Raw genomic sequence first — 13,427 nt, 5'->3', positions numbered from 1 at the left:
GCTGTTGCGGCGTGGACAGGTTGGCGACGCAGGTGGCGACACAGTGGTTGTTGGTCATCACCAGGCCCTGGCCCGACACCACGCCTGCCGAACAGCCGCCGAACTTCACCGACGACAGCCGCACCCGATCCAGGAAGGCCTGATCGATATTGGTCCCCAGCGTCTGGTTGGCGCGGGCGATCGGGAAGTTGTCGTAGGTCCACATGCCTTCCTCGGCGCTGGCCGAGCTGGCGGCGGCGAAAGCGATAACGGCGGCGGAGGCGAGGAGAAGAGGGCGCATGGGCGGTGTCCTTTAAGTCTCCTCCCCGCATTGCGGGGAGGTGGCGCGGCGCTTCTTCAGCGTCGTGACGGAGGGGCTCTTGGGCAGTTTACAGGCGATTGTGTAGTGGTGAAGAGCCCCTCCACCGCTTCGCGGTCCCCCTCCCCGCGCAGCGGGGAGGAGACTTCTTCGTTGTCGTTCTAGCGACGCACGCCCAGTTCGCGCAGCAGGCGCGGCTGGTTGTAGACGTTGCGCAAGGCCTCGGTGATGGCGGCGGTCGAGACCGTCACCGTGCGGTTCAGCTCGGGGTCGTAACCGAAGCTGCCGCCCAGCGAGTGGATGTTGCCGTCGAAGGCGGCGCCGATGACTTCGCCCTTGGCGTTGATCACGGGCGAGCCCGAGTTGCCGCCGATGATGTCGTTGGTCGAGACGAAGTCATAGACGGTCGACTTGTTGACCTTGCCCTCTGCCGCCAGCCAGTCCTCGGCCGCATTGAACGGCTCGGCGCCGGTGTTGCGCTCGTACAGGCCGCCGATCTGGGTGAAGGGTTCGACCGTCACGCCGCGATAGGTCCAGCCCTTCACCTGGCCGTAGGACAGGCGCAGGCTGAAGGTCGCGTCGGGATACAGGTTGGTGCCGTAAACCGCGAACCGGGCCTGGGCGATCTTTTCGCCGGCGCGGCTGGTCGGACCGGAAACGGCCGATTCCCACTGGGTGCGGACGGCCTGGGCCGCGTCGTCATTCGCCAGGACGAACTGGATCAGCGGGTCGCCCGAGGCGGCCAGTTGCTCCGGCGTCATGGCCAGGGCCTGGGCGCGGAAGGCCGGATCGGCCAGGCGCGTGCCGTCGACCAGACGCGTCGCGATCTGCTCGGGGCTTTCCTTGCCCAGAAGGGCCTTCACGTTGGCATTGTCGACCGTCAGATATTCGCGGGTCTTCGACAGCCAGAAGTCGAGATAGATTTTCTCCAGGTCGTTCGAGATCGGCGTTTCGGTCGCCAGGCGACGGCCCAGCGAGGCGATGTCGGCGTCCGAATAGCCGGCGCGTCGCTCGGCGACGGGCTTGGCGCGTTCCTTGGAAGCGCGGACGATGGCCTTGGCGTAGCTGTAGAGCGAGGAGCGTTGGCCTGCCGCCGATTCCAGCTGGCGATAGGGCAGATAGAGGTCGCGCTGGGCGGTCGAGGCGCGTTCCAGATCGGCCCACGGATCGCCGATGCGTTGGGCCAGGGCCGGGTCGGCGGCGACGCGCTGGCGCAGCTCCTGTTCTTCACGACGCTTGGTGGCCATGAAGGCCGGGTCGGTCAGGGCGCCCTGCTGGCCGTAGTTGACCTTGAAGCCGTTCTCCAGGCCGAAGATCGGATCGACCGAGACGCGCTTGGCCTCTTCGCCGGTGGTCGAATATTCCAGCAGACGACCACGCAGTTCCGAGGTCTGGATCAGGCTGATGGGCAGTTGCTGGTCGCGCAGGGTTTCCAGCTGGGCCACGGTCAGCAGGCGCTGGGTCGAGCCGGGGTTGCCGGCGACGAAGGTGACGTCGCCTTCCTTGGGCGCATTGGCGTTCCAGGTCAGGTGGTTGGGCGTGGCGACCGGCTTGCCGTCCTCGTAGATCCGCAGGAAACCAGCATCGAGGGCGTAGCGCGGGAAGTTGAAGTTGTCCGGGTCGCCGCCGAAGAAGGCCGCCTGGAACTCGGGCGCGAAGACCAGGCGCACGTCATCGTATTTGCGGAACTTGTAGAGCTTGTACTGGCCGCCGCGGTAGAAGCTGATGACCTGGCAGGTCAGCTTTTGGTCGTCGCCGCAGGTCTCCTTCTGGATCTTGTCGATCTCGGCGGCGCGGGCCTGGACGAAGGCGGCGCCTTCAAGGCCGGCGCCGGCGCCGACGACCCGATCGGTGACGTCAGTGATGTCGGTCAGAATTTCGGCCGTCTGGCCGGGGCATTTCTTCTCTTCCTCGCGGGTGGCGGGCATCCAGCCGTTCTTGACGTAGTCATTCTGGGCCGTGGACAGGTCTTGCACGCACGACACGACGCAGTGGTGGTTGGTCAGCACCAGGCCTTCGTTCGACACCAGCGAGGCCGAGCAGCCTTGCAGGCGGACAGCAGCGTTGCGCACGCGGTCAAGCCACGCCTGATCGATGTTGGTGCCGTACTTCTCGTTCACCGTGGCGATGGGGAAGTTGTCGAAGGTCCACATGCCCTCGTCGGCGCGGGCGGAGGTCGCAGGCGCGGACAGGACGGCGGTGGCGGCGCCGAGCGCGGCCAGAGAGGCGGTGAGACGAAGCGAGGGCAAGGACATGAAGGCGTGTTTCCCAGAGCGTGGGACGGCCTGTCCCATCTGTTATGTTGTAACTAGCGCCGACGAAGGGTGGGCGCCAAGAGGCTGGAAGGCCCTTAATCCCCTGATTTCGAACCCGCAACGATAAGGGTTCACAAGCCTTACCCCGATTTAACTTGGCGGTGAGAGGGCGCACGGTCAGATAGGCGCAAGTACCGGGGGTTTATCGACGACAATGTCGCTTGCGCTATCAACATTACTGTTCGAGTGGCGTCGCTATATGGCGGCAGTCATGGCCCTGGCCCTGTCGGGGCTTCTGGTCCTGGCGATGACCGGCGTCTTCATCGGCATCGGCAAGGGATTCACCGCGACCATCGAACGGTCAAACGCCGACATCTTCATCATGCAGCCCGGCGCCAAGAGCCTGATCGGCGGGCCGTCGGGCGTGCCGCGCCGGTTCATCCCCCTGGCCTACAATCACCCCGAGGTGGTCGAGGTCATGCCGCTGGACGGCGCCGGCGGCACCTTCCAGAACATCAAGAACGTCGATCCGACCAAGAGCCAGGCGGACAATGCGTCGCAGGGCGCGCCGCGTCAGAAGTTCGTTCAGGCCAGCATCATCGACACCCGTCCTGGCTCGGTGACCATCCCGACCGACTATTCGCAGGAACTGGTCGATGCGCTGCGCCAACCCTACACCGTGGCGGTCGACGAGACGGCTCTGACGACCCTGGGCGTGAAGCTGGGCGACAAGGCGCTGTACAACGGCCAGACCGTCACCGTCGTCGGCGTGACGCGCGGCTATCCTAATATGATGCAGCCGGGCGTGGTCATGTCGCGCGACACCCTGCGGATGCTGGGCCAGGCCGACACGGGTCCGCGCGTCGGTCCTTTGATGGTCAAGCTGCGTGATCCTGCCCGCGCGCCCATCGTGGTGGCTCAGCTGAACGCCATGGGCGCCGGTCAATGGAAGGCGTGGACCAAGCAGCAACTGGCCGACGCCAACGCCGGCGCCATGTTCGAGGAAGGCATCCTGGTCATCATCATCGGCGGCTGCGTCGTCTTGGGGATCATCATCGGCGTGGCCATCACCTGGCAGACTCTGCGCGGCGCCATCATGGCCAATATCAAGGAGTTCGCCTCCCTGCGGGCCTTGGGCGTCAGCATGGGGTCCTTGCGTCGGATCGTGGTCGAGCTCAGCTTCTGGGTCGGCGTCGTCGGCGTCATCGCGGCCATTGTCCTGACTTGGCTGGTGTCGCTTTTGGCGATGATGGGGGCGGTGATCATCGCTCTGCCGCTGTCGCTGCTGATCGTCGTCGGCATCGGCCTGATCGCCATCGCTATGGTGTCCGGCCTGCTGTCGCTGGGCATCCTCAAGAACAGCCAACCGGCGGACCTGCTGCGATGAACGTTCATACAAAGGTTCACGGCAAGCACGGCGACTTCGCCATCGAGGCCAAAAGCCTGGTCAAGCGGTTCAAGTCCGGCAAGGCCTGGGTCGACGTGCTGAAGGGCGTCGATTTCGATGCGCGGCATGGCGACCTGACCATGGTCATGGGGCCCTCCGGCTCGGGCAAGTCCACCCTGATCGCAGCCCTGTCGGGCCTGCTGAAGCCCGAAGAGGGCCGGGTGGACGTGCTGGACGTCGACGATCTGTGGAAGCTATCCTCGGGCCGGATCGACAAATTCCGCCTGGATAACTGCGGCTTCATCTTCCAGGGCTTCAACCTGTTCCCCGCGCTGACGGCGCTTCAGCAGGTCGAGACGGTGCTGAAGTTTCAGGGGCTGACCGCGGGTCAGGCCAAGAAGCGCGCCACGATCGCCCTTGAAGAGGTCGGCCTGGGCCACCGTTTGCACCAGCGGCCGGCGGCTTTGTCGGGTGGTGAAAAGCAGCGCGTCGCCATCGCCCGCGCCTTGGCCAAGGATCCCAAGATCCTGTTCGCCGACGAACCGACCTCGGCCCTGGACGGCGAGAACGGCCAAGTGGTCATCAAGCTGCTGCGCCGCGCCGCCACCGAACACGGCGCCGCCGTGATCTGCGTGACCCACGATCCGCGCCTGGAGGCCTGGGCCGACCGGGTCATCCATATCGAGGACGGCAAGATCCTGGACGACCAGCGCCGCATCCCCGATCCGAACGCCATCCTGGCGTCCCACTAACCGACACGACGATTTCCCTTAGGACGACACGCCAATGCCCGGCTTTCTGAAGAAAAAACGCACCTGGATCGGCCTGCTGCTGGTGATCGTGCTGGCGGTCGGCTTCATGCTGTTCCAGTCCGCCGCCAAGACCAAGAAGGCCGAGCAGGAGAAGGCGGCGGCGACCAAGGTCGACAGCCCCTATGCGGCTATCGCCAACGGCAAGGTCGACGTGGAGGGCGGCATCATCCAGATCGCGGCCCGTCGCGGCGGCATCGTCCGTGACGTCCTGGTTCAGGAAGGCGACCGCGTCGTCGCCGGCCAAATCCTGGCGCGCCAGGAGGACGACGAGGCCCGCCTCGCGGTCCAGAGCGCCCAGGCCGCCGTCAACCAGGCCGAAAGCCAACTGGCCCAGATCCGCGTGGACATCCGCACCGCCCAGCGCGAGCAGGAGCGTCTGCAACGTCTGGTCGCCACCAACTTCGTCGCCGCCCAGCGCATGGACCAGGCCGAGGACGCCATCGCCACCGCACAGGCCCGCCTGGGGTCGCAGGTCGCCGCCGTCCAGACCGCGCGCGCCCAACTGGATCAGGCCCGCTACAATCAGGAACTGACGGTCATCCGCGCCCCGACCAACGGCCGGATCGTGCGCCGCTACGCCAACCCCGGCGCCGGCGCCTCGACCCTGAACGTTTCCAACATGTTCGATCTGGAACCCGACGCGCCGCGCATCGTCCGCGCCGAGGTGGTCGAGAGCGACCTGCCGAACCTGACCGACGGCCAGGCCGTCGAGATCAGCCCCGAGGGCGACGCCAGCAAGGTCTATATCGGCGCCGTCATGCGTCGGGCCGCCGTGTTCGGCGCGCGTAAACTGGCCTCGGACGATCCCTCGCAACGTAGCGACGAGCGGGTGGTTGAAGTGGTCGCCTCGGCCGGCGATGCGCCCCTGCTGATCGGACAGCGGGTGCTGGTCAAGTTCATGAAGCCGGGCGAGACCGCCGGGGCCAAACGCGCGGTCGCCGCCGGCGTCGGGCCCAGCGAGGCTATGAAGACGAAATAGAACGTCGGATCAGCGGCCGGTGAAATCGCCCGGCCGCTTTTCCAGCACGGCGGCGACGCCTTCCTGATGGTCCTCGGTCAGGTGGGCCAGAGCCTGCATCGCCGCCGACATCTCCAGCATCTGGTCGAAGGTCGTGTCGCGACCCTGACGCAGCAGGGTCTTGGCCATACGCAGGGCCTGGGGCGGCTGGGCCGCGACCTGGGCGGCGACAGCCAGGGCCTCGGTCATGAGGTCCTCGTGCGCGACCACGCGGTTGACCAACCCCCATTCGGCGGCCGTCGCGGCATCGATGGAGCGGGCGGTGAACAGCAGTTCGGCGGCGCGGGCATAGCCGATGTTGCGCGGCAGCAGCCAGGACCCGCCGTCGCCCGGGATGATGCCCAGCTTCAGGAAGGGCACACCGAAGCTGGCGCGCTCGGACGCGATGCGGATATCGCCCAGGCCGGCGATATCGCAGCCCAGCCCCATGGCCGGCCCGTTGACGGCGGCGATCAGCGGAACCTCGAGCCCATACAGCGACCGCACGATCCGATGGACGACCCGGCGATAGCGTTCGCGGATGGCGGCGCCCGAGCCCTCGAACAGGTCGCGCTTGTCCCGCATCGCCGTCAGATCGCCGCCGGCCGAGAACGCCCGGCCGGCGCCGGTCAGGACCACGCAGCGGATCGACGGATCGGCGTTGACCCGCTCGCACGCCGCCGCGACCTCGTCGCCGTCGCCCATATCGGGCAGGGCGTTCAGCCGCGCCTCGCGATCCAGTGTCCAGATCAGGATCGCGCCCCGCTTCTCTTCCGTGATCAGGCCCATGCTTCGTCTCCGTCTTAAAGCCCGTCATCGACCGCGAACGCCGCGTCAGGCAAGTCCGGAATTGCAAAAGCCCCGGCGAAACCGGGGCTTCTTCAGGCTGAGGGCCGAGCGGGCCGTCAGCGTTTCTTGATCGTATAGGGTACGAAGTTGGACGGATGGCTGACCACCCGGCCCGAGTTCGACGGCATATGCCGACTGTTGACCAGCATCCCGCCCCAAAGGGCGAAGGACATCATGGCGTGTTGGAGGTTACGCTCCTTATCGTTCATCTTGGCGTCTCCTTTCGCAGAACGATGAAAAGAGACGCGTCGTACCAATGGGATTCCACCGTCAGTCGTTTCGCGTCATCAGCCGATATAAGACAGTTTCGTGAATTTGCAACTTTATTCGTCAGGAGTCGGAGTGATTTTCGCCACTGTGTCACAATGAGCGCGACGACCCCGAACCGGCCCGGAACGCCAAAGGCCATCGCCACGCCCTGCGTCATGGTGTGCGCGGTCGATGGCGAGAGCGGCCTGTGCCTCGGCTGTTTTCGCACCCTGAAGGAGATCGCCGGCTGGCGGGCGCTGAGCGACGCCGAGCGCGCGATGGTCATGGCCGACCTGCCGTCGCGCCGTAGTCAGGTGGATCCGGCCAAGCTGGGCTAGCGCGGTTCGCGGCTTAAGCTTTCGTCAGCCACGTCGTTTCACCCCATCCAAACGCCGCGCCTCTAAGACAGAGGCATGGTTCGCATCGATACCCAGTCTGTCGTCGTCCTCGGCTTCGCTCTCATGGCGTCGTTCGGCACGGCTCTGACGATCCGCCATCTGGAAGGCGACGGCATGGCCCAGGCGGCGACGCCCGTGGCCGAGGCGGCGGTGGGCGCCTCCGGCACCGACGCCCAGGTGGTGAAGGGCGCGGACGGCCACTACTGGGCCGAGGCCAATATCGACGGCAAGGCGGTGCGGGTGCTGGTGGATACGGGCGCCAGCGTGGTCGCCCTGACGCGCGCCGACGCCCTGAGACTAGGCGTCGATCCCGAACCCGAAGCCTTCACCGGCACGGTCCAGACCGCATCTGGGGTCGTGCGCGCCGCGCCGGTTCAGCTGAAGACGATCTCGGTCGCAGGCGCGCGGGTGGACCGGGTCGAGGCCCTGGTGGTGGAGCAGGGGCTGGAATACTCCCTGCTGGGCATGAGCTATCTGGGCCGGCTTTCCGCCTTTTCCGCCACGCCGACCGGGCTGACGCTGCGGCCCTAGAGCGAAATCGGTTGAGTTGGACGCAGTCCAACTCGGCTCTGATTTCGCTCCAGCATCAATCTGGAGCCTGATTCACGGCATCAGCGGAATCGCGAAGCGATTCCTCCTCGTCCGATCAGGCTCTAAAGATCCCGCATCTGGCGACGGGCTTCGCTGAAATACTGCCAGCCGGTCCACAGGGTGATGATGGCGGCGAACCAGATCAGGAAGATGGCGAAGGATTCGAACGCCGGCTGCCAGGCCAGCGGCGATCCGTCGTCATTCTGCAGGCCCAGAGCGCCCCACAGCAGGGTCAGCTGAAGCGCAGCGAGCGCCACCATCTGCACCGTGGTCTTCCACTTGGCGGCCAGGGTGACCGGCAGTTCGATGCGGCCGGCCATCGTCTCGCGCAGGGCGGAGACGGCGAATTCGCGGAACAGGATCAGGCCGCAGGGCAGGGCGATGCCGGGCAGGGATCCCGAGGCCAGGACGCCCAGGATGGCGCCGGTCACCAGCACCTTATCGGCGATGGGATCGAGAATGGCGCCCCAGCGCGTGGTCGCGTTCCAGCGCCGGGCGAGGTAGCCGTCGACCCAGTCGGTCGAGGCGGCGATGACGAAGATCCAGAAGGCCCAGACGCTGAACCGCCCCTGGGTCTCCGGCGACAGCCAGGCCTCAAGTGCGCCCGGCGCCGCCCCGGCCATCATGGCGAACATCACCACCCCGGCCGCCAGACGCAGTCCGGTCAGTATGTTGGGGATGGGGTTGGCGCGGTGGGCGGAGGTCATCGTCATGTCCGTTGCAACGCGCCGGGTGTGGCACGGTTCGCCGCTCAATCCAACGGTTCGAACCGGGGCTTGTCGGTCAGGGCCGTCAGGGCGCCCTCGGCGATGCCGAAGTGCAGGCCGCTGAGCTGAAGCTCGCCCTTGGCTTCGCGCTCGGCGATCCAGGGGAAGGTGCGCAGGTTCCGGATCGACAGACGCACGATGGCTTCCTCGGCCGCGCGCTCCAACTGGTCGGGGGCGACGGTTTCGGCGACGTGCTGGACGACAGGCGCGCCTTGGGCGATCCAGGGGGCGACGAAGTCGGCGACGATTTCGGGGGCGCCGTTGATCATGGCGTTGACCCCGCCGCAGTGGGCGTGGCCCATGACCACGATCCGCTTGACGCCCAGCACCTTGACCCCGAACTCCAGCGCCGCCGACACGCCGTGGAGCTTGCCGTCCGGCTCATAGGGCGGGACCAGATTGGCGACGTTGCGCACCACGAACAGCTCGCCCGGCTTGGCGTCGAAGATCAGGGCCGGATCGGCGCGGCTGTCGGAACAGGCCACGATCAGGGTGTGCGGCTTCTGGCCCTTGGTCGCCAGGGTTTCGTACTCGGCGCGGGCCGTCGGCCAGTGCTCGGCGCGGAAGCGGCGATAGCCGGCGGTCAGTTCGTCTTCGATGTCGCTCATGGTCGGTGTCTTAGCTCCGGCTCAGCTTTTACGGAAGAAGGCGTGGATGCGTTCGGCGAGGGGTTGGTTGATGCCGTCGACCTTGACCAGATCGGCCAGGGAGGCGCGGCTGACGCCCTTGGCCGAGCCGAAGGCGTGCAGCAGGGCCTTCTTGCGGCCGGGGCCGACGCCTTCGATCTCGTCCAGCGGATTCTTCTTGATGTCCATAGAGCGGCGCTTGGCGTGGGCGCCGTTGGCGAAACGGTGGGCCTCGTCGCGTAGCCGCTGCAGATAGTAGAGGGCCGGCGACTTCAGCGGCAGCATGAAGGGCGCCTTGCCGGGCATGAAGAACTTCTCCATTCCCGCGTCGCGGTCCGGCCCCTTGGCCACGCCGACGACGGTGATGTCGTCCAGCCCGCCCAGATCGGCCATGACCGCCAGCACCTCGGCCAGCTGTCCCGCGCCGCCGTCGATCAGCAGCAGGTCGGGGCGCACCACGTCTTCGCCCTTGGCCTCGCCTTCCTCCTCGTCCTTGATCAGGCGCGAGAAGCGACGGCGCATCACCTCGCGCATCATGCCGTAGTCGTCGCCGGGGGTCAGATCCTCGCCGCGGATGTTGAACTTGCGATACTGGGACTTCTGGAAGCCGTCGGGGCCGGCCACGACCATGCCGCCGACCGCATTGGTCCCTTGGATATGGGCGTTGTCATAGATCTCGATCCGCTCGGGTCGGCTCTCCAGTCCGAAGGCCTCGCAAACCTCGTCCAGAATCTTGCCCTGCGCCGAGCTTTCGGCCAGGCGGCGGCCCAGGGCCTCGCGCGCATTGGTCAGGGCGTGGTCGACCAAGGCCAGCTTCTCGCCGCGCATCGGACGGACGATCTCGATCTTACGGTCCGCCTTCATCGAGAAGGCCTCTTCCAGCAGTTCCAACTCGTGCGGGCGGACGTTGGACAGAATCAGGCGCGGGATCGGCTTGTCCTCATAGAACTGGCCCAGGAAGGCGGCCAGGATCTCCGGATCGGTGTCGGTCTTGTCCACGCGCGGGAAATAGGCGCGGCCGCCCCAGTTCTGGCCGGCGCGATAGAAGAAGACCTGGACGCAGGCCTGGCCCCCGTCGGAATGCAGGGCGAAGACGTCGCCTTCGGCCACGCTATCGGCGCTGACGGAGTTCTCCATCGCAATGGCCGACAGGGCGCGGATGCGGTCGCGCACGCGGGCGGCCTGTTCGAAGTCCATCTCGTCCGACGCCGCCTGCATCTCCTTGGACAGGCGGCCGATGACGGCGCGCGACTTGCCCCGCAGGAACTGTTCGGCCTCGGTGACCAGTTCGCCGTAATCCTCGAGGCTGATCAAGCCGGTGCAGGGGGCCGAGCAACGCTTGATCTGGTGCAGCATGCAGGGGCGGGTGCGGGTCTCATAGACGCTGTCGGAACAGGAGCGCAGCAGGAAGGCCTTCTGCAGGGTGTTCAGCGTGCGGTTCACCGCCCAGGTCGAGGCGAAGGGGCCGAAATAGTCGCCGGGCGTCGTGTGGGCGCCGCGATGCTTCCTGACTTGGGGCGCGCGGTGGTCGCGGCGGATCATCAGTTCGGCGAAGGACTTGTCGTCGCGCAGCACCACGTTGAAGCGGGGCTTCAGCTTCTTGATGAAGTTGGATTCCAGCAGCAGGGCTTCGGTCTCGGTGGCGGTGACCACCAGCTCCATCGACCGGGTCTGCGACACCATCAGGCCGATCCGCTGGGTGTGAAAACGCCCCTGCGCATACTGGATGATGCGCTTCTTCAGCGACTTGGCCTTGCCGACGTACAGGCACGACCCGTCCTCGCCATACATGCGATAGACGCCCGGCTTGTCCGGCGCCCGGCGCGCCTCGTCGGCGATCAGGGCGGCGGCTTTCAGTTGGGAATCAGGCGTCTCCTCGGTCATCGAGCCCGATATAGGGTCAAGAGCGCCGGACCAGAAGGACGCCAGCCAGAACAAGCCCCACCCCGGCGATGCGGCCGACGTTCAGCGGCTGGCGCGGCACGCCCAATGCCCCGAAATGATCCAGCGCCAGGCTGAGCAGCAGCTGGCCCCCGACCATCAGGGTGATGGTCATGGCCACGCCCAGGCGCGGCACGCCCCAGGCGGCGGCGACCACGAAACAGGCGCCGTAGGCCCCGCCCAGCCAAGCGTACCAGGGCAGGGCGCGCGTCGCGGCCATGTCCGGCCGGCTGTGCAGGATCGCCGCCAATATCCCCAGCACCGTCGTCCCGACCGCAAAGGAGATGAAGGCGGCGTTGACCGGCGAGGCCACGGCGGTCGCCAGCTTGGCGTTGGTCGGGGCCTGAAGTGCGGTGGCGCCCCCGGCCAGGATGACGACGAGCATGGCGAGCAGGGACGGGTTCATGGCCCCTGGCTAACATGGCTTTCATGGCTTGCAGAGGGCGGCGTTCGGCGGTGGGCGCGACGCAGGCGGCGGCGCTCGGCCCGATTGAGGGACGCGCCGGACCGGCTTAGGTCGTCCGAAGATGAATCACGGTGCAATTCGTGCGCTTCACCCGGTCCGGACTCGGCGTCGTCCGTCGAAGGGTGAGGGTCGGGCGCGTCGGTCCGATCAGATGGTCGGGGCGAAAAATCAGAGTGCAATGTGTGCACATCGCCGGTCGCCGACGCCATCGACGACAGGGCTTCGAAAATCCTGAGCCAGCGCTGGGCCTCGGTCGCCTCGCCGTCCATCAGGGCCAGTTGCAGGCGACGGCGCGCCGTGTCGGCCATGTCGGAAAAGGCGACAGGCTCGACCGCCTCGAGCTCGAGTGCGGGGTCGTACAGGTCGAGGTCGTCCTGATCGCCGCGCCGCCATTCGCCCTTGCGGGCGCGGATGCGAAAGGCCGACAGGCCCAGGTCGTAGCGGCGGCAGACGATCCGCGCCGGCTCGCCCGCCAGATAGTCGTCGCGGGCCATATCCCAGATCTCCTGCGAGCGGACGCGATAGACGGGGGCGACTTGGGTCATGGGCGGACGCTGCCACGCGCCTGCGTCAGATGCGGACGTCTCTCACCAGTCCGGATCGACCGGGGCGCCGTCGAAGATTTCGGCCAGGCGCGCGCCACAGCCCCGGTTCACATCGTCCGGCAAGGCGTAGGGCGAGAACCAGCCGATCTCGGCGATCTCGCCGTGGCTGATGCGCTCGCCCACATCGAAGGCGTCGGTGCGGAAGACGGCGACGTGATCGCCGGGAAAGAACCGCTCGTTGGAGTGGATCGAGATCAGGCGCGGAGCCCCGCGCGCGACCAGACCGGCCTCTTCGCGCAGTTCGCGCACCACGGCGGCGTGCGTCGTCTCGCCCCGATCCACCCCGCCGCCCGGCAACCACCAGCCCTTGAGATAGGTGTGCCGCACCATCAGCACCCGCCCCAGCGCATCCACCGCCACCGCCCGCACGCCCAATGTCTTGCCCCGCGTCAGCCGCGACCAGGCGAAGAAAAGCGGACGAGTGAAGGGTTCGACGTGAATGCGCCAGGTCATGGGTGGGTCAACTCTATGAAAATTCGGCGTGTTCGAGCCCTAACGTATCCATTTGGCGTCGCAAACCATTGCCGAAAATCAATCGTTATAACGTCGCAATACGAAGTGTGGCTTATGCGTGGCAATATTGGCACGACGTGACGCTGTTTTATGACGACCGTGTAATAATCGTGGCGAACGCGGCGCGTCTGCTTAGGCTCCCTGTCATCACACCCGCCCTGGGTGTGCGTCGGGCGCCCATCGGCATGGGGATGTCGATCGGTCGTCGGGCTCTTTTCAAGGAGGGGTTCGTTTTGAACAGTCGCAGTATCCGTCAACGCCTTTTGGCCAGCACCGTCGTAGGCGGCGCCTTGCTGGCCGCGATTCCCGTCATGTCGCTGGTCGTTGTGCCGAGCGTGGCGCACGCGCAGTCTCAGACGGGCGCGCTTCGCATTTCCGTGCAGACGGGCGGTCAGCCGGTTCCCGGAGCAACGGTCACGGTCAGCTCGCCTAGCAGCCTAGTCACCAAGACTGGTGTGACGGATGCGAGCGGTTTTGTGCGACTGTCCGGCCTGGACCCCGCGCTCAACTACTCAGTCGCTGTGGTGGCCTCGGGATATGATTCCTTCACTGCCAGTAATGTGGCCGTGGTGAGCGGACAGGAACGGTCGATCGGCTATTCACTGACGGGGAGCGACGTCTCGACACTGGGCGATATCGTCGTGACCGGTACATCCCTGGCCTCGGTGGACGT

Annotated in this window: 16 protein-coding genes; 6 read left to right on the top strand and 10 right to left on the bottom strand. The window is 66.4% G+C overall.

The window, feature by feature from the left end; genetic code table 11:
* Both RT123_RS02395 and RT123_RS02390 read right to left on the bottom strand, forming a co-directional pair.
* On the bottom strand, positions 1-280 hold a 280-nt coding region (locus RT123_RS02395), incomplete at its 3' end, for a S46 family peptidase (protein ID WP_313007560.1).
* Positions 281-459: 179 nt separating this feature from the next.
* Positions 460-2,553 carry a S46 family peptidase gene (locus RT123_RS02390; protein ID WP_313007558.1) on the bottom strand — a complete coding sequence of 698 codons (2,094 nt, stop codon included), beginning with the start codon at positions 2,551-2,553 and terminating at the stop codon, positions 460-462.
* A gap of 214 nt (positions 2,554-2,767) precedes the next feature.
* Between RT123_RS02390 and RT123_RS02385 the strand changes: the two genes are divergently transcribed.
* From RT123_RS02385 to RT123_RS02375, 3 genes are read left to right on the top strand one after another with little or no spacing between them, the layout of a single operon-like run.
* Positions 2,768-3,940: an ABC transporter permease gene (locus tag RT123_RS02385; protein ID WP_295174198.1), complete on the top strand. Its 1,173-nt coding sequence runs from the start codon at positions 2,768-2,770 to the stop codon at positions 3,938-3,940.
* Positions 3,937-4,692: an ABC transporter ATP-binding protein gene (locus tag RT123_RS02380; protein ID WP_039248125.1), complete on the top strand. Its 756-nt coding sequence runs from the start codon at positions 3,937-3,939 to the stop codon at positions 4,690-4,692. Before RT123_RS02385 ends, RT123_RS02380 begins: the two co-directional genes overlap by 4 nt.
* A gap of 34 nt (positions 4,693-4,726) precedes the next feature.
* Positions 4,727-5,731 carry a biotin/lipoyl-binding protein gene (locus tag RT123_RS02375; protein ID WP_313007553.1) on the top strand — a complete coding sequence of 335 codons (1,005 nt, stop codon included), beginning with the start codon at positions 4,727-4,729 and terminating at the stop codon, positions 5,729-5,731.
* A 9-nt stretch (positions 5,732-5,740) separates the two neighbouring features.
* Here RT123_RS02375 and RT123_RS02370 read toward each other — a convergent pair whose 3' ends face one another.
* The gene (locus tag RT123_RS02370) at positions 5,741-6,538 is read right to left on the bottom strand and encodes a crotonase/enoyl-CoA hydratase family protein (RefSeq protein ID WP_313007551.1); all 798 of its coding nucleotides are present in this window, start codon (positions 6,536-6,538) and stop codon (positions 5,741-5,743) included.
* A 116-nt stretch (positions 6,539-6,654) separates the two neighbouring features.
* Positions 6,655-6,807, bottom strand: a complete 153-nt coding sequence (locus RT123_RS02365) for a hypothetical protein (RefSeq protein ID WP_017505113.1) — start codon at positions 6,805-6,807, stop codon at positions 6,655-6,657.
* Between the two features lie 156 nt (positions 6,808-6,963).
* Here RT123_RS02365 and RT123_RS02360 point away from each other — a divergent pair, with 156 nt between their 5' ends.
* On the top strand, positions 6,964-7,185 hold the full coding sequence (locus RT123_RS02360) for a DUF1289 domain-containing protein (protein ID WP_313007548.1): 222 nt from the start codon (positions 6,964-6,966) through the stop codon (positions 7,183-7,185).
* 75 nt (positions 7,186-7,260) lie between these two features.
* Positions 7,261-7,776, top strand: a complete 516-nt coding sequence (locus RT123_RS02355; protein WP_313007546.1) for a TIGR02281 family clan AA aspartic protease — start codon at positions 7,261-7,263, stop codon at positions 7,774-7,776.
* A gap of 122 nt (positions 7,777-7,898) precedes the next feature.
* On the opposite strand, the gene pgsA is transcribed toward RT123_RS02355, so the two are convergent.
* From pgsA to RT123_RS02325, 6 genes are read right to left on the bottom strand one after another with little or no spacing between them, the layout of a single operon-like run.
* Entirely contained in the window at positions 7,899-8,543 is a 645-nt protein-coding gene (gene pgsA, locus RT123_RS02350) for a CDP-diacylglycerol--glycerol-3-phosphate 3-phosphatidyltransferase (protein ID WP_026108402.1), read from the bottom strand.
* Positions 8,544-8,587: 44 nt separating this feature from the next.
* Positions 8,588-9,211, bottom strand: a complete 624-nt coding sequence (locus RT123_RS02345) for a carbonic anhydrase (RefSeq protein ID WP_055753092.1) — start codon at positions 9,209-9,211, stop codon at positions 8,588-8,590.
* Positions 9,212-9,232: 21 nt separating this feature from the next.
* Positions 9,233-11,113, bottom strand: a complete 1,881-nt coding sequence (gene uvrC / locus RT123_RS02340; protein WP_313007542.1) for an excinuclease ABC subunit UvrC — start codon at positions 11,111-11,113, stop codon at positions 9,233-9,235.
* A 16-nt stretch (positions 11,114-11,129) separates the two neighbouring features.
* A complete protein-coding gene (locus RT123_RS02335; RefSeq protein WP_313007540.1) occupies positions 11,130-11,576 on the bottom strand; it encodes a DMT family transporter in 447 nt (148 codons plus the stop codon).
* Positions 11,573-12,181, bottom strand: coding sequence for a hypothetical protein (locus RT123_RS02330; RefSeq protein WP_313007537.1), 609 nt, complete (start codon positions 12,179-12,181; stop codon positions 11,573-11,575). Before RT123_RS02330 ends, RT123_RS02335 begins: the two co-directional genes overlap by 4 nt.
* A gap of 42 nt (positions 12,182-12,223) precedes the next feature.
* Positions 12,224-12,694 (bottom strand): NUDIX domain-containing protein, encoded by a 471-nt coding sequence (locus RT123_RS02325; protein ID WP_313007533.1) that lies wholly within the window; start codon positions 12,692-12,694, stop codon positions 12,224-12,226.
* Positions 12,695-12,762: 68 nt separating this feature from the next.
* On the opposite strand from RT123_RS02325, the gene RT123_RS02320 reads away from it, so the two are divergent.
* The coding region (locus RT123_RS02320) for a carboxypeptidase-like regulatory domain-containing protein (protein ID WP_313007532.1) at positions 12,763-13,427 on the top strand (665 nt) is incomplete at its 3' end.

The organism is Brevundimonas vesicularis (assembly GCF_032067225.1).
Lineage (GTDB): Bacteria > Pseudomonadota > Alphaproteobacteria > Caulobacterales > Caulobacteraceae > Brevundimonas > Brevundimonas vesicularis_F.
Note: the sequence above shows the minus strand (reverse complement) of the source record. Positions and strands in the feature narration are given on the sequence as shown.